Origin of the sequence: Candidatus Pelagibacter sp. Uisw_090 (assembly GCF_047717845.1) — a bacterium.
In the GTDB taxonomy this organism is placed as follows: domain Bacteria; phylum Pseudomonadota; class Alphaproteobacteria; order Pelagibacterales; family Pelagibacteraceae; genus Pelagibacter.
In genome coordinates this window covers 520,383-544,126 of the sequence record NZ_CP159810.1, presented here as the reverse complement: position 1 = coordinate 544,126, position 23,744 = coordinate 520,383, and the positions used below count along the sequence as shown (strand labels likewise).

23 protein-coding genes and 5 tRNA genes are annotated in these 23,744 nt (G+C 31.6%); 10 read left to right on the top strand and 18 right to left on the bottom strand.

Annotated elements, in window-relative coordinates:
• Window positions 1-129 precede the first annotated feature (129 nt).
• The 12 genes from rpoC to ABXT58_RS02850 all read right to left on the bottom strand — a co-directional run bounded on the left by rpoC (window position 130) and on the right by ABXT58_RS02850 (window position 12,735).
• Window positions 130-4,302, bottom strand: coding sequence for a DNA-directed RNA polymerase subunit beta' (gene rpoC, locus ABXT58_RS02905; RefSeq protein ID WP_415304597.1), 4,173 nt, complete (start codon window positions 4,300-4,302; stop codon window positions 130-132).
• Window positions 4,303-4,304: 2 nt separating this feature from the next.
• The gene (gene rpoB / locus ABXT58_RS02900) at window positions 4,305-8,396 is read right to left on the bottom strand and encodes a DNA-directed RNA polymerase subunit beta (protein WP_415304596.1); all 4,092 of its coding nucleotides are present in this window, start codon (window positions 8,394-8,396) and stop codon (window positions 4,305-4,307) included.
• A 56-nt stretch (window positions 8,397-8,452) separates the two neighbouring features.
• Complete coding sequence (gene rplL, locus ABXT58_RS02895) at window positions 8,453-8,818, bottom strand: 50S ribosomal protein L7/L12 (protein ID WP_415304594.1); 366 nt, start codon at window positions 8,816-8,818, stop codon at window positions 8,453-8,455.
• A 6-nt stretch (window positions 8,819-8,824) separates the two neighbouring features.
• Window positions 8,825-9,346 (bottom strand): 50S ribosomal protein L10, encoded by a 522-nt coding sequence (rplJ, locus tag ABXT58_RS02890; protein WP_415304592.1) that lies wholly within the window; start codon window positions 9,344-9,346, stop codon window positions 8,825-8,827.
• Window positions 9,347-9,351: 5 nt separating this feature from the next.
• Window positions 9,352-10,041, bottom strand: coding sequence for a 50S ribosomal protein L1 (gene rplA, locus ABXT58_RS02885; protein WP_415304590.1), 690 nt, complete (start codon window positions 10,039-10,041; stop codon window positions 9,352-9,354).
• Window positions 10,041-10,466 carry a 50S ribosomal protein L11 gene (gene rplK, locus ABXT58_RS02880; protein WP_415277713.1) on the bottom strand — a complete coding sequence of 142 codons (426 nt, stop codon included), beginning with the start codon at window positions 10,464-10,466 and terminating at the stop codon, window positions 10,041-10,043. Before rplK ends, rplA begins: the two co-directional genes overlap by 1 nt.
• Window positions 10,466-10,996 (bottom strand): transcription termination/antitermination protein NusG, encoded by a 531-nt coding sequence (gene nusG / locus ABXT58_RS02875; protein WP_415304588.1) that lies wholly within the window; start codon window positions 10,994-10,996, stop codon window positions 10,466-10,468. Before nusG ends, rplK begins: the two co-directional genes overlap by 1 nt.
• Complete coding sequence (secE, locus tag ABXT58_RS02870) at window positions 10,996-11,187, bottom strand: preprotein translocase subunit SecE (protein WP_006996799.1); 192 nt, start codon at window positions 11,185-11,187, stop codon at window positions 10,996-10,998. Before secE ends, nusG begins: the two co-directional genes overlap by 1 nt.
• A gap of 19 nt (window positions 11,188-11,206) precedes the next feature.
• Window positions 11,207-11,282 (bottom strand) — tRNA-Trp (locus ABXT58_RS02865).
• An 8-nt stretch (window positions 11,283-11,290) separates the two neighbouring features.
• Window positions 11,291-12,481, bottom strand: coding sequence for an elongation factor Tu (gene tuf, locus ABXT58_RS02860; protein ID WP_415304587.1), 1,191 nt, complete (start codon window positions 12,479-12,481; stop codon window positions 11,291-11,293).
• Window positions 12,482-12,529: 48 nt separating this feature from the next.
• Window positions 12,530-12,603: transfer RNA gene (locus tag ABXT58_RS02855), tRNA-Gly, on the bottom strand.
• 46 nt (window positions 12,604-12,649) lie between these two features.
• A tRNA-Tyr gene (locus ABXT58_RS02850) sits at window positions 12,650-12,735 on the bottom strand.
• Window positions 12,736-12,865: 130 nt separating this feature from the next.
• Here ABXT58_RS02850 and rlmB point away from each other — a divergent pair.
• Together rlmB and ABXT58_RS02840 are read left to right on the top strand one after the other, a co-directional pair.
• Complete coding sequence (rlmB, locus tag ABXT58_RS02845) at window positions 12,866-13,612, top strand: 23S rRNA (guanosine(2251)-2'-O)-methyltransferase RlmB (RefSeq protein ID WP_415304585.1); 747 nt, start codon at window positions 12,866-12,868, stop codon at window positions 13,610-13,612.
• Between the two features lie 29 nt (window positions 13,613-13,641).
• Window positions 13,642-13,717: transfer RNA gene (locus tag ABXT58_RS02840), tRNA-Thr, on the top strand.
• Between the two features lie 19 nt (window positions 13,718-13,736).
• Here ABXT58_RS02840 and ABXT58_RS02835 read toward each other — a convergent pair.
• The 6 genes from ABXT58_RS02835 to ABXT58_RS02810 all read right to left on the bottom strand — a co-directional run bounded on the left by ABXT58_RS02835 (window position 13,737) and on the right by ABXT58_RS02810 (window position 16,825).
• Complete coding sequence (locus ABXT58_RS02835; protein ID WP_415304583.1) at window positions 13,737-13,916, bottom strand: hypothetical protein; 180 nt, start codon at window positions 13,914-13,916, stop codon at window positions 13,737-13,739.
• Between the two features lie 221 nt (window positions 13,917-14,137).
• Window positions 14,138-14,575, bottom strand: coding sequence for a hypothetical protein (locus tag ABXT58_RS02830; RefSeq protein ID WP_415304582.1), 438 nt, complete (start codon window positions 14,573-14,575; stop codon window positions 14,138-14,140).
• A 146-nt stretch (window positions 14,576-14,721) separates the two neighbouring features.
• The gene (locus ABXT58_RS02825) at window positions 14,722-15,501 is read right to left on the bottom strand and encodes an NAD kinase (RefSeq protein ID WP_415304580.1); all 780 of its coding nucleotides are present in this window, start codon (window positions 15,499-15,501) and stop codon (window positions 14,722-14,724) included.
• 4 nt (window positions 15,502-15,505) lie between these two features.
• A tRNA-Leu gene (locus ABXT58_RS02820) sits at window positions 15,506-15,590 on the bottom strand.
• Window positions 15,591-15,669: 79 nt separating this feature from the next.
• A complete protein-coding gene (locus ABXT58_RS02815; RefSeq protein WP_415304578.1) occupies window positions 15,670-16,071 on the bottom strand; it encodes a gamma-glutamylcyclotransferase family protein in 402 nt (133 codons plus the stop codon).
• 4 nt (window positions 16,072-16,075) lie between these two features.
• Window positions 16,076-16,825, bottom strand: coding sequence for a competence/damage-inducible protein A (locus ABXT58_RS02810; protein ID WP_415304577.1), 750 nt, complete (start codon window positions 16,823-16,825; stop codon window positions 16,076-16,078).
• 21 nt (window positions 16,826-16,846) lie between these two features.
• Here ABXT58_RS02810 and sfsA point away from each other — a divergent pair, with 21 nt between their 5' ends.
• The 8 genes from sfsA to ABXT58_RS02770 are packed head-to-tail and all read left to right on the top strand — an operon-like array spanning window position 16,847 to window position 23,744.
• On the top strand, window positions 16,847-17,545 hold the full coding sequence (gene sfsA / locus ABXT58_RS02805) for a DNA/RNA nuclease SfsA (RefSeq protein WP_415304575.1): 699 nt from the start codon (window positions 16,847-16,849) through the stop codon (window positions 17,543-17,545).
• Window positions 17,538-18,308, top strand: coding sequence for a type I methionyl aminopeptidase (map, locus tag ABXT58_RS02800; protein WP_415304573.1), 771 nt, complete (start codon window positions 17,538-17,540; stop codon window positions 18,306-18,308). Before sfsA ends, map begins: the two co-directional genes overlap by 8 nt.
• Window positions 18,309-18,311: 3 nt before the next feature.
• Window positions 18,312-19,604 (top strand): adenylosuccinate lyase, encoded by a 1,293-nt coding sequence (purB, locus tag ABXT58_RS02795; RefSeq protein ID WP_415304571.1) that lies wholly within the window; start codon window positions 18,312-18,314, stop codon window positions 19,602-19,604.
• On the top strand, window positions 19,604-20,386 hold the full coding sequence (gene purC / locus ABXT58_RS02790; RefSeq protein WP_415304570.1) for a phosphoribosylaminoimidazolesuccinocarboxamide synthase: 783 nt from the start codon (window positions 19,604-19,606) through the stop codon (window positions 20,384-20,386). Before purB ends, purC begins: the two co-directional genes overlap by 1 nt.
• Before the next feature lie 2 nt (window positions 20,387-20,388).
• Window positions 20,389-20,631 (top strand): phosphoribosylformylglycinamidine synthase subunit PurS, encoded by a 243-nt coding sequence (gene purS / locus ABXT58_RS02785; protein ID WP_415304568.1) that lies wholly within the window; start codon window positions 20,389-20,391, stop codon window positions 20,629-20,631.
• A gap of 6 nt (window positions 20,632-20,637) precedes the next feature.
• Window positions 20,638-21,321: a phosphoribosylformylglycinamidine synthase subunit PurQ gene (gene purQ / locus ABXT58_RS02780; RefSeq protein ID WP_415304566.1), complete on the top strand. Its 684-nt coding sequence runs from the start codon at window positions 20,638-20,640 to the stop codon at window positions 21,319-21,321.
• Complete coding sequence (gene purL, locus ABXT58_RS02775; RefSeq protein WP_415304565.1) at window positions 21,321-23,513, top strand: phosphoribosylformylglycinamidine synthase subunit PurL; 2,193 nt, start codon at window positions 21,321-21,323, stop codon at window positions 23,511-23,513. Before purQ ends, purL begins: the two co-directional genes overlap by 1 nt.
• Complete coding sequence (locus tag ABXT58_RS02770; RefSeq protein WP_415304563.1) at window positions 23,514-23,744, top strand: BolA/IbaG family iron-sulfur metabolism protein; 231 nt, start codon at window positions 23,514-23,516, stop codon at window positions 23,742-23,744. It begins immediately after the preceding gene.

Here is a 23,744-nt window from a genome sequence, read left to right as displayed (position 1 = left end):
AACTGACAGGTTATTTTGTGGCAGCGTTTAGTACTGTAAAGTAGGTACTACATTCCAACCAAAAACATCGTCAAAATACTGTTTAATTCAACTTTGTCAAACTAAAACTACAATTTAAAAATGTTTTTTTTATTGGTTTGCAGGTGCTTCTGCAGCTTCAACGGGCTCTATTTTGTCCTGATCTGCTAAAAATTTATTGTCAGCTTCAATTGCATTTTTATTCCATTTATTCTTAATGTGACCAGTACCAGCTGGAACTAGTCTACCAACAATAACATTTTCTTTTAAGCCATTTAAAGGATCAACTTTACCCTTAATAGCAGCATCAGTTAAAACTCTTGTAGTTTCTTGGAACGATGCAGCTGAAATAAATGATTCGGTCTGAAGTGATGCTTTTGTAATTCCCATTAAAACTCTTTCACCTGTAGCTGGGTTTTTTCCTTCTGCAACAAGTTTTTCATTTGTAATATCAAATTTAATTCTATCAATCATTTCACCAGGTAAATAAGACGAATCGCCAGATACTTTAACTTCAACTTTTTTAAGCATTTGTCTTAAAATAGTTTCAATATGTTTGTCGTTAATTATCACACCCTGTAATCTGTAAACTTCTTGTACCTGGTTTACAAAATATTCAGTTAAGTCTTTTATTCCTAAAATTCTAAGAATATCATGAGGTAAAGGTTGTCCATCAAGTAGATATTCACCTTTTTTAATTTTTTCACCTTGGTTAAAGTTGATATGTTTACCTTTAGGAATTAAATAGTTAGATGGTTCGCCATTTTCCGGTTGAATAGAAATTTTTTGTTTTCCTCTAACTTCTTTTCCAAATAGAACTTGTCCATCATTTTCAGCAATAATTGCACTATCTTTTGCCTTTCTTGCCTCAAATAATTCAGCAACACGAGGCAGTCCACCCGTAATATCTTTTGTTTTCGTAGTTTCCTTGGGTAGTCTAGCAATGATGTCACCTGCAAATATTTTTTGACCATCTTTAACAGATAAAATTGAATCTGGTACTAAGTAATATCTAGCCTCATTATCATCAGCTTTTTTAATAACATTCCCTTTATCATCTCTTAAAGTAATTCTTGGTTTTAAATCAGTATTTTTAGATTGAGCTCTCCAATCAATTACAGATTTAGATGAAATACCAGTTGCATCATCTGTGGTTTCTTGAATAGAAACTCCATCAATCAAATCAACATAACCTGCTATACCACTTTTTTCAGCAATAACTGGAGTTGTATAAGGATCCCATTCACAAATTTTTTCATTAGCATTAATTTTATCTCCATTTTGATAAAATAATTTTGATCCATAGGAAACTTTATAAACTGCAACTTGCACTCCATTATCATCTTCAATAGAAAGTTGAGTATTTCTTCCCATTACAATTAGATTTTTCTTAGAATCTTCCAATAAATTAGAGTTAATAATTTTTAAAGTACCTTTAGATTTCGTAACAATTTGCGACTCCTGTTTAACAGAGGCAGTACCTCCAACGTGAAATGTTCTCATAGTTAACTGTGTACCTGGCTCACCAATAGATTGGGCTGAGATCATGCCAATTGCTTCACCAACATGGACCATTTTACCTCTTGATAAATCACGGCCATAACAAGTAGCACAAACCCCTTTTTTAGAACTACAAGTCATTACTGAATAAGCTTTGATGAATTTAACACCTGCTGCATCAATTTTATCGCAAGCAGCTTCATCAATCATTATATCTTTTTTAATTACAACTTCACCTGTGATAGGGTTTTTTACATCAAATGCCGTAACTCTACCTAGTGCTCTCTCAGATAAACTAACAACTACATTTCCACCTTCAAGGATTTCACCTAATTCAATAAAGCCTGGATTATCACATTTTATTTTAGAAATGGTAAGATCTTGAGCAACATCACAAAGTCTTCTAGTCAAATAACCAGAACTAGCTGTTTTTAAAGCAGTATCTGCAAGACCTTTTCTGGCTCCGTGAGTTGAATTAAAATATTCAAGAGCAGTAAGACCTTCTTTAAAATTAGAAATAATTGGTGTTTCTATAATTTCACCAGAAGGTTTTGCAATAAGCCCTCTCATTCCAGCTAATTGTTTCATTTGTGCAGCTGATCCTCTTGCGCCACTATCGGCCATCATAAATACAGAGTTAATTTTCATTCCATCTGGAGTGCTTTCTGTTGCTGAAATTCCCTTCATCATTTCACCCGCTACTTTATCAGTACATTTTGACCAAGCATCAACTACTTTATTATATTTTTCTCCTCTGGTAATTAAACCTTCAGAATATTGGTTTTCATAATCAGCTATTAATTTTTTAGTATCTTCAATAAGTTGCCCTTTGTTTGCAGGAATAACAAGGTCATCCTTACCAAAAGAAATACCAGCTTTAAATGCGTGTTTGAAACCTAAATCTTTTAAATGATCACAAAAAATAACTGTAGTTTTTTGACCACAAAATCTAAATACACTATCAATAATTTCAGAAACTGTTTTCTTTGGAAGTAATCTGTCTATCATTGAAAAATTGATATCTTTATTTTTAGGTAATAAATTTGCCAACAAGAATCTTCCAGCAGTTGTTGTATATTTTTCAATTTTCTTGTTTCCGTTCTCATCAAGCGTTTCAAATCTAGAAACAATAGTTGAGTGTACTTTTATTTGACCGGTTGATAACGCATGTTCAATTTCATTGTTATTTATAAAGTAACCATCAGGCTTTTCGGTTTGAAAAGGTGCTTGAGATAAATAGTAAAGTCCTAAAATCATATCCTGACTTGGCACAATAATAGGTTTACCATTTGATGGACTTAAAATATTATTTGTCGATAGCATTAAAATTCTTGCTTCTAATTGAGCTTCTAAGCTCAATGGAACATGTACAGCCATTTGGTCACCATCAAAGTCAGCATTGAAAGCTGCACAACACAATGGGTGCAACTCAATAGCATCACCTTCGATTAACTTAGGTTCAAATGCTTGTACACCTAACCTGTGAAGTGTTGGAGCACGGTTAAGTAATACAGGGTGTTCTCTAACAATAAGCTCAAGTGCGTCCCAAACGGCATTAGTTTCTTTTTCAACTAATTTTTTTGCTTGTTTAATTGTTGACGCTAGTCCTAATTTATTCAACCTTGCATATAGAAATGGTTTGAACAACTCTAAAGCCATTTTTTTAGGTAAACCACATTCATGTAGTTTAAGATCTGGACCAACAACGATTACAGACCTACCTGAATAATCCACTCTTTTTCCTAATAAGTTTTGTCTAAATCTACCTTGCTTTCCTTTTAGCATCTCAGCTAAAGATTTAAGTGGTCTCTTACCAGTTCCTGTTATTACCCTGCCTCTTCTGCCGTTATCAAATAAAGCATCAACAGATTCTTGCAGCATTCTTTTTTCATTTCTAACAATAATATCAGGAGCCTTAAGATCCATTAATCTTTTTAAACGGTTATTTCTGTTAATAACTCTTCTATAAAGATCATTTAAATCTGAAGTCGCAAATCTTCCACCATCTAAGGGTACTAATGGTCTAAGCTCAGGTGGAATTACCGGAATAACAGTTAAAATCATCCACTCAGGTTTTTGACCAGTTTCTATAAATGACTCAATTAATTTTAGTCTTTTAATAGATCTTTCTTCATTAACTTTTGATTTAGTTTCTTTTATCGTGTTAATTAAAAGTTTTCTTTCTAACTCAAGATCCATTGATTTTAAGATGTTAAGAATAGCTTCAGCACCAATTCCTGCTTCAAAGGATTCCTCACCAAATTCATCTTGATATTTTGCTAATTCTTCTTCATTTAAAAGTTGGTTTTTATGTAATGTAGTCATTCCAGGCTCAATAACTATGAAATTTTCAAAGTATAAAACTCTCTCTACTTCTTTTAACTTCATATCTACGGCGAGAGATATTCTACTTGGCAAAGATTTTAAAAACCAAATGTGAGCAACAGGTGTAGCTAAGTTAATGTGACCCATTCTTTCTCTACGCACATTAGATTTGGTGACTTCAACTCCACATTTTTCACAAATTATTCCTCTAAATTTCATTCTTTTGTACTTACCACATAAGCATTCATAATCTTTTATTGGACCAAAAATTCTAGCACAGAATAGACCATCTTTTTCAGGTCTAAAAGTTCTATAATTAATAGTTTCTGGTTTTTTAATTTCACCATAAGTCCAAGACTTAATTTTTTCAGGACTTGCTAGTGTAATCTTAATACTACTGAAGTTTTGAGCTTCTGAAATTTCACTGTTCTTAAATAAGTCTGTTAATTCTTTTTTCATTTTTAATTTAACTCTATGTTAAGTGCTAATGATTTAATTTCTTTAACTAATACGTTAAAAGATTCTGGTATTCCCGATTCAAAATTTTCTTCACCTTTAACTATAGTTTCGTAAACTTTAACTCTTCCAGCTACGTCATCTGATTTAACAGTTAAAATTTCTTGTAAAGTATAAGAAGCACCATACGCTTCGAGTGCCCAAACTTCCATTTCACCAAATCTTTGTCCACCTAATTGAGCTTTACCACCAAGGGGCTGCTGAGTAACAAGACTGTATGGCCCAGTAGATCTAGCGTGAATTTTATCTTCAACAAGGTGATGAAGTTTCAACATATAAATAATCCCAACAGTTACAGGTCTATCAAACATTTCACCAGTTCTTCCATCCCATAAATTGGTTTGTCCTGATGTTGGTAGTTTCGCTAGTTCAAGCATTTCTGAAACATCTTTCTCTTTAGCACCATCAAATACCGGTGTTGCTATAGCTATACCATTTTGTAGGTTTTCACATAAATCAGCAAATTCAGTTTTGTTTAATTTATCAATGCCACCATCAAACACTTCTTTTCCATATACAGATGTTAAAAATGAAGAAATTTTTTGAGTCTTTTCAAATTTCTTATTGTTTTCATTTACCAACCTTTTTACTTCTTCACCAAATTCTTTACAGGCCCATCCAAGGTGTGTTTCTAAAATTTGTCCAACATTCATACGACTTGGAACACCTAAGGGATTTAATACAATGTCAACTGGTCGTCCATCTTCTCTATAAGGCATGTCTTCAACAGGAACAATTTTACTAACCACACCTTTGTTACCATGTCTTCCAGACATCTTATCACCTGGTCTTAATCTTCTTTTAATCGCAACAAAGACTTTAACCATCTTCATAACACTTGGTAGTAAGTCATCACCACTTCTAATTTTAAGAACCTTATCTTCAAATCTTTCTAAAATATCTTGTTTGGCAGTATTATACTGATCTTTTAATTGAGCAATACTTGCTTCATCGCTAACGTTACCAACGGTAATTTTAAATAGATCGTTAATAGTAATTTTGTTTATATTTTCTAAGTCAAGCTTAGTTCCAATTTCTAAATCTTTAATTTTTTTGGTTAGCGAAGCACCCGAAAAAATTTGATTAGCTCTTTGTTTTATGCTTCTTTCTAAAATTTCTTCCTCTACAATTTTGTCTTGTTGAACAGTTTCAATTTCTGCTCTTTCAATAGTTATAGATCTTTCATCTTTTTCAATACCGTGTCTATTAAAAACTCTAACGTCGACAATTGTTCCGCTACTACCTCTGGACATTTTTAAAGATGTATCAGTTACGTCAATTGCTTTTTCCCCAAAAATTGATCTTAATAATTTTTCTTCTGGACCAGATGCGGAGTCACCTTTTGGTGTAACTTTACCCACAAGAATATCTCCAGCTTTAACTTCAGCACCAATGTAGACAATACCTGACTCGTCAAGATTTTTTAATGCTTCTTCATTTACATTTGGAATATCTCTAGTTATCTCTTCTTCACCAAGTTTAGTATCCCTGGCCATAACCTCATATTCAACAATATGAACAGAGGTAAACACATCATCTGTTACACATCTTTCTGAGATCAAAATAGAATCTTCAAAATTGTAACCTTGCCAAGGCATAAATGCTACAGTTACATTTTTTCCAAGTGCTAGTTCACCTAATTTAGTTGATGGACCATCAGCAATAATATCACCTGATTTAACTTTATCACCCACTCTAACTAGTGGTTTTTGGTTAATACAAGTGTTTTGATTAGACCTTTTAAATTTTTGCAAGTTATAAATATCTACACCTGATTTTGTGAAATCTGTTTCTTCAGTCGCTTTAATTACAATTCTTTTTCCATCAATTTTATCAACTGTACCATCACGATTAGCAACAATAGTAACACCTGAGTCAAGAGCTACATCACTTTCAATACCAGTACCAACTAATGGAGATTCTGGTTTCAATAGAGGAACTGCTTGTCTCATCATGTTGGATCCCATTAGGGCTCTGTTTGCATCATCGTTTTCTAAGAAAGGAATTAAAGATGCTGCTACGGAAACTAATTGCTTTGGTGATACATCGATATAATCAATATTTTCAGGTCTTGATAAAACAAAGTTTAAATTTTCTCTGCAAGGGACTAACTCTTCTAAAATTTTTCCATTTTTATCAAGTTTCGCATTTGCTTGTGCAATTGTATATTTTGTTTCTTCCATCGCAGATAAATACTCAACTTTATCTTCTACGGTTCCGTTTTTAACTTTTTTATAAGGACTTTCAATGAAGCCATATTTATTAATTTTTGCATAAGTGGATAAACTATTAATCAAACCAATATTTGGTCCCTCTGGAGTTTCAATTGGACAAATTCTTCCATAGTGAGTTGGGTGAACATCACGAACATCAAATCCAGCTCTTTCTCTTGTTAGACCACCTGGTCCTAAAGCTGAAACTCTTCTTTTGTGTGTAATTTCAGATAGTGGATTTGTTTGATCCATAAATTGTGAAAGTTGTGAACTTACAAAAAAATCTTTAAGGGAAACCGTTAAAGGTTTTGCATTAATTAAATCTTGTGGCATTGCTGATTCAATATCAAGAGTTGTCATTTTTTCTTTAATAGCTCTTTCCATTCTATAAACACCAATACGTGCTTGGTTTTCAACAAGTTCACCAACAGACCTTACTCTTCTGTTACCTAAATGATCAATATCATCAACCTCATCTTTACCATCACGTAAATCTAACATTTTATGAACAATGGCTACTATATCATCATTTCTTAAAATTGTGATTTTGTCTGAACATTCTAAACTTAATCTTGAATTCATCTTTACTCTGCCAACATCAGAAAGGTCATATCTAACTGAACTGAAAAACAAATTATTAAAAATTTGTGTCGCAATTTCTATAGTTGGTGGTTCGCCAGGTCTTAAAACTTTATAAATTTCTGTGATTGCTTCTTCTTTATTATTATTTTTGTCATTTAAAAGAGTAGCTAATAAATAAGGGCCTTTATTAATTGAATTAGTAATTGAAATTTCAATTGAAGATATCTTAGCCTCTAAGATCTGGTTAATAATTGTATCGTTCAACTCTGTACCTATTCCAAAGGTACCTTCCTCTTCATCATCACTTACTTTAACATTTCTATGTAAATATTTTCCATAAAGAGATTCCTGAGAAACTAAAATATCTTTCAAACCATCAGTTGCTAATTTTTTAGCAGTTAAATAGTTAACTTTATCACCAAGTTTAATAATAATTTTACCTGTTTTATTATCAATAACTTCTTCAGAAAAATTTTTAGCTTTATAATTTTCTGGATTAAACTTTGTCTTCCATTTTTCAGTCTTAGCATCAAATAAATAAGTTTCTTTACCATAAAATTCATCTGCTATTTCGGACTTAGTTAACCCCAAAGCCATTAGTAATGTCGATGCAAATATTTTTTTCTTTCTGTCAATTTTAAAATATAAAAAATCTTTAACATCATACTCTAGATCCAACCATGAACCTCTATTTGGAATGACTCTACAATTAAAAAGAAGTTTACCACTAGCATGAGATTTTCCCTTATCATGATCAAAAAAAACACCTGGACTTCTATGCATTTGGTTTACAACAACTCTCTGCACACCATTAGTTATAAAAGTTCCACTACCTGTCATCATGGGAACTTCACCCATGTAAACTTCCTGTTCTTTCGCGGATAAAATATCTTTTGTATTATTCTCTTGATCTATTTCATAAACAACTAATCTTAAAATACACTTAAGAGCAGAAGTGTAAGACAAACCTCTTTGAATACATTCTTCTGTATCAAATTTTGGTTTATCTAAATTATATGAAACATATTCCAAAGTAGCTTTATCATTTAGATCTTCAATTGGGAAAATACTTTTAAAAACTCTATCAAAACCTTTTGACAAGTCACCAGCTTCTGAATCAAAATCTGTTAATTGTTTGTAAGAATTTTTTTGAACTTCAATTAAGTTAGGAATAGATAAAGTTTCAGCTAATTTACCAAAGCTTTTTCTAACATTTTTCTTTTGAGTAAAAGATAATTGCATTTATAAATAGTTACCGATTTAAAAATCAATCAGTAATTAGGTTCTTTCTAATTAATTTATTTAAGTTCTACTTTTGCGCCGGCTGCTTCTAATTTAGCTTTAAGTTCGTCAGCATCTTTTTTGTTAACACCAGATTTTACTTCTTTTGGTGCACCTTCAACTAAATCTTTTGCTTCTTTAAGACCTAAAGATGTTGCTGCTCTTACTTCCTTAATAACATTTATTTTTTTATCTCCAGCTGAAATTAACATAACGGTAAAATCATCTTTTGCTTCTTCAACTGCTCCACCCGCTGCTGCTGCTGGTGCTGCTGCAGCCATAGCTGTAACACCCCATTTTTCTTCAAGTTGTTTTGAAAGTTCAGCTGCTTCTACTACAGTTAAACTTGATAAATCTTCGATAATTTTATTTAGATCAGGCATATTTTTTTATACTTCTTTAGGGTTATTTTCAGAATTTTCTGGTGACAAACTACTCATTTTTTCGGAACGTGCAAGTAAAATACTTACAAATTTTGATGCTGATGCTGCTAAAATTCCTACAATATTTGCTCTAGCCTCATCTAATGTTGGTAAATTTGCTACATTCTGAACTCCGGCTTGATCCAAAACATCAACACCCATTATTCCACCTAAAAGCTTGAGGTTTACATTGGTTTTTGCAAATTTTGATAAAATTCTTGCTGAAATAATAGCATCATCAGAAAAAGCTACAGCTGTGGCTCCTGAAAATAAGCTAGAAAGATCCTTACACTTTGTTTTTTCAATTGCCAGCTTAGTGATTCTATTTTTAGTAATTTTAAATTTAATGCCATGTTCTCTCATTTGAGATCTTAATTCATCAAGTTGAGACATGGTAAGCCCTTGATAATGAGTAACTAAAACAGCTTCATTATTTTGAAACTGCGATTCCATCTCTGTAATATAATTCTTTTTTTGTTCCCTGCTCATCATAACTATATAACTTTTCCTAATTTAACTTTGTACGACACACCCATACTGGATGTTACAAAAGTATTTTTAATTAAATCACCTTTTAAAGTAAGGTTACCTTTTTCTTTTTCCAAAGTGTCTAAAATTGCATAATAATTTTTTAACAATTGATCATCATGAAATGATTTTTTTCCAATACTCACACCTATATTTCCATCTTTATCATTTCTAATCTCAGCTTGCCCAGATTTAGCATCTGTTACAGCTTGCTTAACATCATCAGAAACAGATCCAAGTTTGGGATTTGGCATAAGACCTTTTGGACCTAAAACTTTTCCTAGTTTTGAAAGTTTAACCATCATTCCTGGAGTACAAATTAATTTTTCAAAATTTAGCTCACCAGCTTTAATTTGGTCAATAAACTCATCACTTCCAACTATATCGGCACCTGCGTCTTTAGCTTCTTGTGCTTTAGTATCCTCACAAACAACGGCAACTTTTACTTTTTTACCATTTCCACCTGGTAAGTTAACTACGGTTCTAATGTTAACTTCACCTTTTTTTTGTTTGTTATTTACTTGAAAGCTTAAGTCAATTGATTCGTCAAATTTTGTAGTACAGTTTTTTTTAACATCTGGTAATAATTTTTCAATCAACTCAGCCGTTAGGTCTTTTGTTTTTTCAGGTAATTGTTTAAATCTTTTTGATGCCATTAGTCTTTAACCTCTATTCCCATTGATCTTGCTGATCCTGCAATAATTTTTACAGCTTGCTCTAAACTATGCGCATTAAGATCTTTCATTTTTTGTGTTGCAATTTCTTCAGCTTGTTTTTTTGTAATTGATCCAGCTATACTTCTGCCAGGTTCTTTTGATCCACCTTTTAATTTAGCAGCTTCTTTAATAAAATGAGATGCGGGTGGTGATTTAATTTCAAAATCAAATTTTTTATCTTTGTAAACAGTAATAATTACTGGAATTGGTTTTCCAGCAAATGCTTTAGTTTTATCATTAAAGGCTTTACAGAATTCCATTATATTAATTCCACGTTGACCTAATGCTGGACCAACTGGTGGAGCAGGATTTGCTTGACCACCCATGATCTGTAATTTTATATATCCACTAATTTCTTTTGCCATTAACTTGCTTTCTCTACTTGGTTATACTCTAAATCAACAGGTGTTGGTCTTCCAAAGATTGATACAGAAACTTTTAATCTAGATTTTTCTTCATCAATATCTTCAACCATTCCACTGAATGATGCAAAAGGTCCGTCAACAACCTGAACTTTTTCACCAATGGTGTATTCTATACCAGACTTTGGCTGTGCTACACCATCTTTTATTTGACCTAGTATTTTTTCTATTTCTTTATCAGATACTGGTACAGGTATACCTTTTGAGCCCAAAAAACCACTAACTCTCTTTAAGTTTTTAATCATATGATAAAGGTCATTGTCCATCTCTGTTTTTATTAGGACATAACCTGGAAAGTATTTCTTTTTTCTCTGAATTCTTTTTCCTCTTTTAACTTCTGTTACATCATGAGTTGGAACAACAATTTCTTCAATTTTATCAGAAATTTTTGCTTTTTCAGCTTCTTCTTTTATTAATTCAGCAACTTTATTCTCAAAATTTGAGTGAGATTGAACAATATACCAATTTTTCATTAAATACTTACCTTTAGTAAAGCTTCCAATAAAAATTTAAGAACTTGATCAAGAAGTAAAAAGAAAAGTGACATAATTACAGCCATAGCAAACACCATCAATGCACCTTGCATCGTCTCTTTACCAGTGGGCCAAGATACTTTGAAAGCTTCTTGTTTAACTTCTTGGATAAATTTTATCGGGTTTTTCATAATATACTATTCAGCTTATTGGCAGGAGCGGAGGGACTCGAACCCTCAGCCTCCGGTTTTGGAGACCGGCGCTCTACCAATTGAGCTACACTCCTATAGAAGTTTACTCTATAATTTTAGTTACTACTCCAGCTCCAACTGTTCTACCACCTTCACGAATGGCAAAGTTTAATTTTTCGCTCATCGCAATTGGAGTAATCAAAGTAACAGTGAATTTAGCATCATCACCAGGCATAACCATTTCAGTTCCTGCTGGTAACGTTACTTCACCTGTTACATCGGTTGTTCTAAAATAAAACTGAGGTCTGTATTTAGTAAAGAAAGGTGTGTGTCTTCCACCCTCATCTTTTTTTAGTACATAAGCCTGAGCTTCAAATTTAGTGTGCGGAGTAATTGAATCAGGTTTGCAAAGAACTTGACCTCTTTGAATGTCAGCTCTTTCAACGCCTCTTAATAATATACCAACATTATCTCCGGCTTCACCAGAATCTAAGAGTTTTCTAAACATCTCAACACCAGTACAAACTGATTTTTTAGTATCTGTGATACCAACTATCGCAACTTCTTCACCGGTCTTAATAACACCCGATTCAATTCTACCAGTTGCAACTGTTCCTCTTCCTGAAATTGAAAAAACATCCTCAACAGGCATTAGGAAAGGTTTATCAACGTCTCTAGTTGGTTGAGGAATAAATTCATCAACAGCTTTCATTAATTCTAAAATAGAATTTTTTCCAATTTCTTCATCTCTTTGCTCTACTGCAGCTAATGCAGATCCCTTAATGATAGGAGTTGTTTCACCAGGATATTTATATGAGGTTAAAAGTTCTCTAATTTCTTCTTCAACAAGTTCAATCATATCTTTGTCATCAACTTGGTCTACTTTATTTAAATAAACAACGATTGAAGGAATACCAACTTGTCTTCCTAAAAGAATGTGTTCTCTAGTTTGAGGCATAGGGCCATCAGCAGCATTAACTACTAAAATTGCTCCATCCATTTGAGCCGCACCTGTAATCATATTTTTTACATAGTCAGCGTGACCTGGGCAATCTACGTGTGCGTAATGTCTCTTCTCAGTTTCATACTCAACGTGAGCAGTTGAAATTGTAATCCCTCTTTCTTTTTCTTCAGGGGCTTTATCAATCTGATCGTAAGCAACCGCTTTTGCTCCACCGACTTCAGCCAACGTAATTGTGATCGCTGCAGTTAAAGTTGTTTTACCATGGTCGACATGACCAATTGTACCAATGTTACAGTGTGGTTTGTTTCTTACGAACTTTTCTTTTGACATTTCTTTTTTACCTCAGTTTTTTGTTTTATTAATAATTTCTTTTTTTCTTGGAGCGGGTAAAGAGAATCGAACTCTTACATCCAGCTTGGAAGGCTAGCGTTCTACCATTGAACTACACCCGCACAACATCAAGAATAACACTCCATTGTCATAAAAAATTTTATTGAGTGGTGGAGGGGGAAAGATTCGAACTTTCGAAGACCGAAGTCAACGGGTTTACAGCCCGCCCCATTTGACCGCTCTGGAACCCCTCCTTAATGGGGAAGTGTCCCCTTTATCAATAAAGCTTCAAACAACATGCGTTTTATATATTTTTATTATGCAATTGCAACACGAGATTTACCGTGAAAACATGGCAAAATACGTATAAACAATGGTAAATTTATGAATAAATCATCTTTTTTGATCGTTGGACAGCATGCTGTTATTGAAGCCCTCAGAAATCCCAATAGAAAGGTTTTAAAAGTTTTTTTAACTGAAGAAAGTAAAAAAAATATTCATAGAAAAAATCCTAAAAAAAATGTTCTTGAAGATGTTAAGGTTTATTTTAAATCAAAAAAAGAATTAGATAAATATACTTCTAAGGATCAAATGATGCACAGTGGTTATATTGCTGAGGTAGAACATTTAGACCAACCTGAATTAAAAGAATTTATAAAAGGAAAAAATAATTTAACGTTTGTTTGTATCGACGAAGTAACTGATCCAAGAAATATTGGCTCATTAATAAGAAGTGCAGCATCATTTAATATTGATGGTTTGATAGTTAAAGAAAGACAATTTCCGTCAGATAGTAAATTAATGTACAAGGCTGCAAGTGGCTGTATGGAGCATTTAAATATATTTGAAGTTTCAAACATTAACTCAACTCTTAAAAATTTGAGAGAAAAAAATTTTTGGGTTTATGGTTTTGATGCTAAAGGAGATAAAAATTTTACTGATGTTAAATGGAGTGGAAAAAATGTTCTTTTATTTGGGTCGGAAGGATTTGGCATGAGAGAGCATACGAGTAAGTATACTGATTTTTTAGTAAAGATTGATATAAATAATGATGTAGAAAGCTTAAATATCTCAAATAGTGCAGCAATTGTATTCCATCATTTAAGTTATTTAAAAAAAATTCTTGATTAGTTTAAGATTTCTTAATAGAAATCCACTATGCCCTTGTAGCTCAGCTGGTAGAGCAATTGATTTGTAATCAATAGGTCCGCGGTTCGACTCCGTGCGGGGGCACCATCACTCAATTAAATCAACACTAATTATTTTTGTTATACCAATTTTTTTGATTATTACGTTTTAATTCACTCTTAGAAAAATATTTTAAGGCGCTTTCTCCAATGCTCATTCCTTTAATCTCAAAGTCTGAAATATTGTCTGCATAAGCGTTTCCACTTAATATCAAACCCAGAACTATGATCTCTAAAAGTTTTTTCATAAACTAAGATCCTAGCACCAATATCTTTGGTGGGCTAGTAGCGGGATTTTAGGTAATTTTGTACCCTCTAGTATTTCAACATCTTTGCAAAATAACAATTATAGAAGAACAGTCCAGGGCACCGGGCAACAGAACGCCCCTAATCACTCTTCTAGTCCTCTCTAATTATAATGCTGATCAGTCTTTAGGTTTATTTTACTCGTAGCTGACTCGTAATTTTATTAGCTTTTTATCAATTTACATTTCTCATTTAAATTATAAGGTTTGCCCTTCCAATTACCTTTCCCTTTTCTACGTAATTTTTTAAAATCTAAAATAATTTTGCATTGTTTACAAATTCCATTTGTTAACTCTGAATGTTTTACGTAAGTCTCTAATCTATAACCACCTTTTCCTATCTCTATTGACTTTTCTGATCTTGATGTAGTTTCTGGTAAAATAGTTTTTTCATCTATTTTAGATCTTTTTGCATATATATTCCAATAACCTGCCTCTTTTTTGTACACAGTTGCATAATCTTTTTCACGATCAATTTTATAGGTAAAATATCTACACTTCATTGGAATTGTTTCTAATACTTTTTGATCTTGAACTTCATTAGAATAAGTATTTCCACTCAACAACAGCCCCAGAACCATGATTCCTAAAAGTTTTTTCATGAACCAATATACTAGCACTGCGGATATAATGCGGTCAAACTGAAAGTAAATTTCTATAAACGTTGAGCAATAATACTTATTTAAGAATTGAGTCTTGATTTGCAATTAATAGGTCCGCGGTTCGACTCAGTGCGGGGCACCATCACTTAATTATTTGAAGTTTCTTTTCGTGTTTGTTCAATCTTAATTTTTTTATGAAGACTGTTATTTTTATCGTACAATAACTCAAAGCTAATTTTCTTATCAGCTTCAATTTTAATTATCTTTGCATTTCTAACTTCAAAATTATCTGCGACAGCACTGATAGGTCTTTTATTTGTATCCAAATTTTTTATTAAAATTTTAGATTTATCACTAACAATTGTGCCCTTCCATCTTCTAGGTCTGAAAGGACTAATGGGTGTAACAGCTAGTTTTCTTGAATCTAAATTTAAAATTGGTCCATGTGCTGATAAATTATAGGCTGTACTACCTGCTGGTGTTGAAACTAAAACACCATCAGAAATAAGATTTTTAATAATGTTTTTCTTATTAGCTGTAATAGAAATTGATGATGCTTGTTTGCTTTGTCTCAAAATAGAAACCTCGTTAATAGCTATTGATTTTTTTGTTTGGTTACTTTTATTAGTAACAGTCATTTGCAGGGGGTAAATTTTTATACTATTAGAGATATTTAAGTTTTTAATAATGTTTTTATTAGAAAACTTATTCATCAAAAAACCATAGTTTCCAGAATTAATTCCATAAAAAGGTTTTTTATATTTGTGTAATTTTTTTAAAGTTTGAAGCATGAAACCATCTCCACCTAAAACAATTATTATCTTGGATTGTCTTAAAGATGTAATGTTAACTTTTTTAATCAGGCTTGATTTAATCTTTAAAGAAGCTTTCGTTCTATCAAAAACTAAATATACTTTATCTCTCATTTAGTGGTGCCCTCGGCCAGACTCGAACTGGCACTCCAAAAAGGCACGGATTTTAAGTCCGTTGTGTCTACCAATTTCACCACGAGGGCATGTACTATTTTCATTTGTTTAACTGTTTTTATTTATAACTCAACTTCTTTTTGTTAACAAATCATATCAATATTTTAATTAAGCTTTTAATGCTTTTTTAAGAATATGATTATCTAAATTACAATCTTTATAACCTCTCTTTAGAACATTCAAATATCGTTCTGTTGGATATGCAAATAAACTTTTTTTAGTCATTGTATAGGTCATTACTTTTTTACCATAATAAGTAAAATAATATTTTTTATATAGAACTGGATGGTCTTCATAAACATCTAACTTTTTTTCATCACTTTTTGATATTTCAAATAAAGCACCTGGAACAATTGATTTTTTTTTAGACTCTATATCAGCAACTCTATATTTACTTCTAAAAGTTAGTTTAAAATTACTTAAATTAATCTTCTTTAAAAAGACACTGTCTTTACATCTTCTTTTCATTTGAAAATGATTTAGATTACTGCCATAAGCAAAATAAAGCATTTAATTATCTAACAACTACTTCTATTTTTTTTTGATTAACAAACTCTAATATTTCAGAACTACATTTATCAATTTTAAGTTGGTCTTCAGATCGTATTACTATCGATACACCTAATTTGCCTGCTTGAAAAAAAGGATAACTTCCAATTTCAACATCCTTATTATTATCTTGGACGTTAGTTAAAGATTTTGCAATTTCACTTTCAACAGTTTTTAAACTTATTGTATGGCTTAATATTGGATCTCCACCTACTATTTTGTTTTTTAATCCACCCAACATTGACTTTAAAATTGAAGGAACTCCTGGTAAGCAAAAAACATTTTCAACATTAAACCCTGGTGCACCACTTGTTGGATTTAATATTAAATTAGCATCACGTGGCATCCATACCATTTTTTGTCTACCTTCGTTAAACTCTCCTATCTTGTAATAAGTTTCTAATATTTTAAAAGCTTCTTTATGAATTTCATATTCAAGGTTAAATGCTTTTGAAATACATTTTGCAGTAATATCATCATGTGTTGGTCCAATACCGCCAGTTGTAAATACATAATTATTAACTTTTCTTAAATGATTAAGGGTCTCAACAATTGTATCCTCAATATCCGGGATAACTCTAACCTCATCAACTTTTACACCGATTGAGTTCAGCCATTGTGCAATTGTGCTAGTATTTGTATCTTGAGTTCTTCCAGAAAGAATTTCATTGCCAATAATTAATATTGCGGCATTAACTTTTTTGTTTTTTGTCATATTTGAATATACAATTTAAATATGAAATTTACCAAAACTTTAATTAAAGGCAGACTTATCAAAAGATATAAGAGATTTTTTGCTGATGTTAGAATTGGTAAAGAAATTGTAACTGCCCACTGTCCAAATACTGGGTCAATGAAAGGTTTGTTGGATGAGGGGAATGAAGTTTTTATTTCTAAAAATGATGATCCAAAAAGAAAACTTAAGTACACACTGGAAATCATCAAGGTTAAGAAAAATTTAGTGGGTGTTAACACTCATTTTGCAAATAAAATTGCCTACCATGCACTGTCTAATAATCTTGTTAAAGAAGTGTCAAATAACGACACTATTAAACCTGAGGTTTTTTTTGACAAAGAAACACGGTTTGATTTTTTAGTTGAAAAAAATAAACAAAAAATATTTGTTGAGGTTAAAAATGTTACATTATTTAGAGATGAAAAAATTGCAGAATTTCCAGACGCAGTAACTTCTAGAGGTTCCAAACATTTAAAAACTCTTATTACCGCCATTAAAAACGGTTATAAATCTTATTTATTGTTCTTAGTTCAAATACAAGGTGTTGAAAACTTTAAAATAGCCAAAGATATTGATAAAGAATATTATGAAAATTATTTACTTGCAAAAAAAGCTGGTGTAATTTTTTTAGCCTATCGTTGCAAAATAAATTCTAAAGAAATTAAGATAGAAAAAAAAATTAAAATTATTAATGCCTGATTATTTAAAAAAATTTGAAAAAATGAGAGTAGCTGGAAAGTTAGCTGCTGAAACTCTTGATATGCTAACAGATAATATTAAGCCAGGTGTGACTACAGAATTTATAGATAAATTAGGTTATGAGTTTATAAGAGATAATGGTGCCTACTCAGCTCCACTATTTTACAGGGGTTTTAAAAAATCATTGTGTACTTCTTTAAACCACATTGTGTGTCATGGCATACCTTCTGACAGAGTTCTAAATGAAGGTGACGCCCTTAACGTTGATGTTACCGCAATAATTGATGAGCATTATGGTGACACTAGTAGAATGTTTTGTATTGGCAAGACACCCGTTAAAGTTAATAATCTAATTGATACTACTTATGAATCTATGATGAGAGCTATAAGATTATTAAAACCAGGATTAAGGCTCGGAGATATTGGGCATGAAATACAATCCTTTGTAGAAAAAAAAGGATATTCTGTAGTAAGAGATTTTTGTGGTCACGGGATAAGTACTACATTTCATGAGCCTCCAAATATTCTACATTATGGCAGAAAAAATACTGGTATGGAGCTTAGACCTGGCATGACTTTTACGATTGAACCTATGATAAATGTGGGTGCATGGGATGTAAAAATGCTAAAAGATGGGTGGACAGCTGTTACAAAAGATAAATCTTTATCTGCACAATTTGAGCATACACTAGGTATTACTGAAAATGGTTATGAAATCTTTACAGAATCTGTTAAAGGTTATTCAAAGCCTCCTTACTTATAATTAATGATTGAAAGATACTCTAGAAAACAACTTACTGACATATGGTCAGAAGAAAATAAATACCAAATTTGGCTTGATGTAGAAGTTGCTGCAGCTGAAGCGATGGAAAAAATGGGTCAGATCCCTAAAGGTGTATCATCAGTTGTTAGAAAAAAAGCTAAAATTAATGTTAAAAGAATTCATCAAATTGAATCTAAGGTTAAGCACGATGTTATAGCTTTTTTAACCTCTGTTACGGAAAAAGCTGGAATTAAAGCAAGATATCTTCACCAAGGCATGACATCTTCAGATGTATTGGATACAAGTTTAAATATTCAATTGGTACAATCTGGTAAAATTTTATTAGATGATATTGATAAAATCTTAAAAGTTTTAAAAAAACAGGCTAAAAAATATAAATACACTCCGTGCATCGGAAGAAGTCACGGAATACACGCAGAACCCATTACTTTTGGTTTAAAGCTTGCGTCATTTTATGAGGAATTCAAAAGAAATAGAAAAAGATTAGTCGATGCAATTGATGAAATTTCAACATGTGCAATCTCTGGTGCGGTTGGTACATTTGCCAATATTAGTCCTAATGTTGAAAAGCATGTTGCTAAAAAGCTTGGTTTAAAAGTAGAGCCAATTTCTACACAGGTAATACCAAGAGATCGTCATGCATTTTATTTTTCTGTTCTTGGAATTATTGCTGGTTCTGTTGAAAGAGTTGCAATTGAGATTAGACACCTACAAAGAACTGAAGTTTATGAAGTACAAGAATTTTTTTCAAAAGATCAAAAAGGCTCCTCAGCTATGCCACACAAAAAAAATCCAATCTTGAGTGAAAACTTAACTGGGCTTGCAAGAATGGTTCGAAGTGCTGTTGTTCCAGCGCTTGAAAATATTGCCTTATGGCATGAAAGAGATATTTCTCATTCTAGTGTTGAAAGAAATATTGGACCAGATGCAAACATAACTTTAGATTTTGCCCTAGTAAGACTGGGAAGTATTTTAGATAAAATGATTGTCTATCCAAAAAAGATGATTGAAAATTTAAATTTAACAAAGGGTTTAATCTTTTCTCAAGAAGTTATGCTAGAGTTAACTAAATCAGGCCTAAGTAGAGAACAATCTTATAAAATGGTTCAAAATTATGCAAAAAAATGTTTTGCTGAAGATCTAAATTTATTTGACCTAATATCAAAAGATGAATTTATTATTACTAAAATTTCCACTAAAAAACTTAGGGCAATATTCAATTATTCATCCCACTTTAAAAACGTAGATTTAATTTTTAAAAGAGTTTTTAAATAATGAAAAAAGGTAAAAAATTATATGAAGGAAAAGCAAAAATTATCTACTCAACAACTGATAAAAATTTAGTTATTCAATATTTTAAAGATGATGCGACAGCTTTTAATAATTTAAAAAAATCTAAAATTGAAGGTAAGGGTGTTTTGAACAATAGAATATCTGCACATATTCTTACAAACTTGGGTCAAATAGGAATTAAAAATCATTTAGTAAAAAGATTGAATATGCGAGAACAAATTACTAAATTTGTTGAAATTATTCCAATCGAATTCATTATAAGAAATGTTGCAACAGGATCTATAACAAAAAGACTTGGAATTGAAGATGGTACAGTTTTAAAAGAACCTTTGTTAGAGTATTGTTTAAAAGATGATAAATTAGGTGATCCTTTAATTGCAGAAGAACATATATTAGCTTTTGATTGGGCCTCAAAAAAAGAATTAGAAAAAGTTAAAAAAATGATCCTAAGAATCAATGATTTTATGATTGGTATGTTCAGGGGTGTTGGAATTAAATTAATAGATTTTAAACTAGAATTTGGAAGAATAAAAATTAATGGAAAATCTGAAGTTATCTTGGCAGATGAAATAAGTCCCGATACTTGTAGATTATGGGACTCAGTTACTGATAAAAAACTTGATAAAGATCGATTTAGAAAAGACTTGGGAGACCTGATACCTGCTTATACTGAGGTTGCAAAAAGACTGGGAATTCTTCATGAAAATTCAAACTTAAGTGCAGTCAATTTTACAAAATTAAGATCTATAAAAAAAAGAAAGTAAATATGAAAATATCAGTAATTATTACACTTAAAAAAGATGTGCTTGACCCACAAGGTAAAGTTATTCATCAAACATTAGATGGCATGGGATTCAAGGATGTCAACGAGGTAAGACAAGGAAAGTATTTTGAAATTGATACAAAAGAAAATGATAAAAAAAAAGCTGAAAAAAAGGTAGAAGAGATGTGCAAAAAACTTTTGGCTAATTTAGTTATAGAAAATTATAAAATTATTGAGTCACAATAATAAATAATGAATTCAACAGTAATAACTTTTCCTGGATCTAATTGTGATAGAGATATGGATGTTGCCTTAAAGAAATTTGGTTTTAAAAATAAGATGGTTTGGCATGATGATCTGGAGCTACCAAAAAGTGATTTAGTAGTTTTGCCTGGTGGCTTTTCTTATGGTGATTATCTTAGATGTGGAAGTATGGCTTCAAAGTCTAAAATTATGAAATCTGTACTCAACTTTGCGCAAGGGGGTGGTAAGGTTATGGGTATCTGCAATGGTTTTCAAATTTTAGTAGAAGCAGGTTTGCTTCCAGGTGTATTACTTAGAAATAAGTACATGGAATTTATTTGTAAAAATGTTTATGTAAAAATTAACAATAAAGATAACTCATATTTTAAAGGCATCAAGAAGGATACACTTGAACTTCATATTGCCCATAATGAAGGAAATTACTTTTGCTCAAAAGAACAGATAAAAGAAATTGATGATAATAATCAAATAGCTTTATTTTATTCAAATATAGTTGGAAATGTTAATAAAGAAAATAACCCCAATGGCTCTATTAAAAATATTGCGGGTATTTTTAATAAAGAAAAAAATATTTTAGGAATGATGCCTCATCCTGAACGTATGATTGACCCTGCTCTATCAGGTGAAGATGGTTCAATATTTTTTGAAAACCTAATTAATAATTTAAGATAATGATAGTTAACGAACAAATTGCAATTGATCATGGTTTAAAAAAAGATGAGTATAAAAAAATTTGTGCTTTATTAAAAAGAGTTCCTAATATTACTGAGCTAGGAATTTTTTCTGCAATGTGGAATGAACATTGTTCCTATAAATCATCAAGATTTCATCTTAAAAATTTACCTACAAAAGGTAAAAATGTAATTCAAGGTCCTGGTGAAAATGCTGGTGTCATTGATATTGGGGATAATGATGCGATAGTTTTTAAGATAGAGAGTCACAATCATCCTTCATTTATTGAACCTTATCAAGGTGCTGCAACTGGTGTGGGTGGAATTATGAGGGATATATTTACAATGGGTGCTAGACCTATCGCAAACCTTAACTCAATTCATTTTGGCTCCCCTCAAAATAAAAAAACAAAAAATTTACTTCGTGGTGTTGTTCACGGCATTGGAGGTTATGGTAATTGTATGGGTGTTCCAACGATTGCAGGCCAAACTAGTTTTGACGAGTCTTATAACGGTAATATTCTAGTAAATGCTATGACATTAGGATTGGTTAAAAAAAATAAAATTTTTTATTCAAAAGCTGCTGGTTTAGGAAAGCCTGTAATATATGTTGGTTCTAAAACTGGAAGGGATGGTATTCATGGCGCAAGCATGGCTTCAGCCTCATTTGATGACAAAATTGAAGAAAAAAAACCAACAGTACAAGTTGGTGACCCTTTTACTGAAAAACTTTTATTAGAGGCTTGTTTAGAATTAATGGCTGGAGATTCAATTATAGCAATTCAAGATATGGGTGCTGCTGGTCTAACTTCTTCTAGTATTGAAATGGCTTCAAAAGGAAATCTTGGTATAGAAATTAATTTAGATATGGTTCCTTGTAGAGAGACTAAAATGACTCCTTACGAAATTATGCTTTCAGAAAGTCAAGAGAGAATGCTTATAGTTCTAGAAAATGGGAAAGAAGACTTAGCAAAAAAAATATTTGATAAGTGGAATTTAGACTTTGCTGTAATTGGCAAAACAACAAAGAGTAAAAAAATTGAACTTTATTTTGATGAAAAAAAAGTTGCAGATATCCCTGTAAATACACTAGTTGAAAACTCTCCAATGTATGACAGAAAATGGAAAAAAGCTAAACTTCCAAAAAAAATAAAGATTGAAAAAGAAAAATTTAAAAATTTAAAAGTAATAAATGTTTTAAATAAGATTTTATCAAACCCTAATGTGTGCAGTAAGGAATGGATTTGGCAGCAATATGATCATACGGTTATGGGTGATACTATTCAAAAACCCGGAGGAGATGCAGGTGTTGTTCGAATACATGGTACCAATAAAGCTGTGGCAGCTTCTGTAGATTCTTCAGCAGTTTATTGTTGGGCTCATCCTTTAAGTGGTGGAAAACAAATTGTTTGTGAGAGCTGGAGAAATTTAATATCTGTTGGTGCAAAACCAATTGCAATTACTAACTGTTTAAATTTTGGAAGTCCTGAAAACCAAGAAAATATGGGTGAATTTGTAGAATGCGTTCAAGGTCTAGGAGAGGCTAGTTCTTACTTGGATTTTCCAGTTGTTTCTGGAAATGTTTCTTTTTACAATCAAACTAAAGACATTGGGATTAAACCCACTCCAGCGATTGGTGGTGTTGGGTTGATTAAAGATTATAAAAACATGGTTACGATGGATCTTAAGAAGACCGATAATGTTCTTTTAGTGATAGGAAAAACTGAAGGACACCTAGACCAAAGTTTGTTTGCAAGGGATGTTCTAAATGAAAAAAATGGCCCTCCCCCAGAGATTAATTTATTTAATGAAAAAAATAATGGTGAAACAATTTTAAAACTAATTGATAAAAAACTTATAAGAGCAGCCCACGACGTGTCACTAGGAGGTATTATTACCGCTTTATCTAAGATGTGCATTAAAGGCAAAAAAGGTGCAATCCTTAAAAAACCTAACTATTTAATAAATAAATTTGAATACTTATTTGGAGAAGATCAAGGTAGGTATATAATAGAAATTAGTAATGATGATATTGAAAGTGTCACTAAGATCCTTTTGGAGAGTTATGTTCATTTTGAAGAACTTGCAACTGTAAATGATAGTGATTTAATTATTGATGATAAATCAAAAGTATCAATTGACGATTTAATTAAATCACATACAACTTGGCTAACTAACTATATGAGTAAATAAATGGCAATGGATATAAAAGAAATTGAAACGCTTATTAAAGAGTCTTTACCAGATGCTACAATAGAAATTCAAGATTTAGCAGGTGACAGTAATCACTACTCTGCAACAATTACTTCAGATAAATTTTCTGGAATAAGCAAAATTGAACAACATAAGATGGTGTATAATTCCCTAAAAGGAAAAATGGGAAATGAACTGCACGCTTTAGCAATTAAAACAAAGGAGAAATAA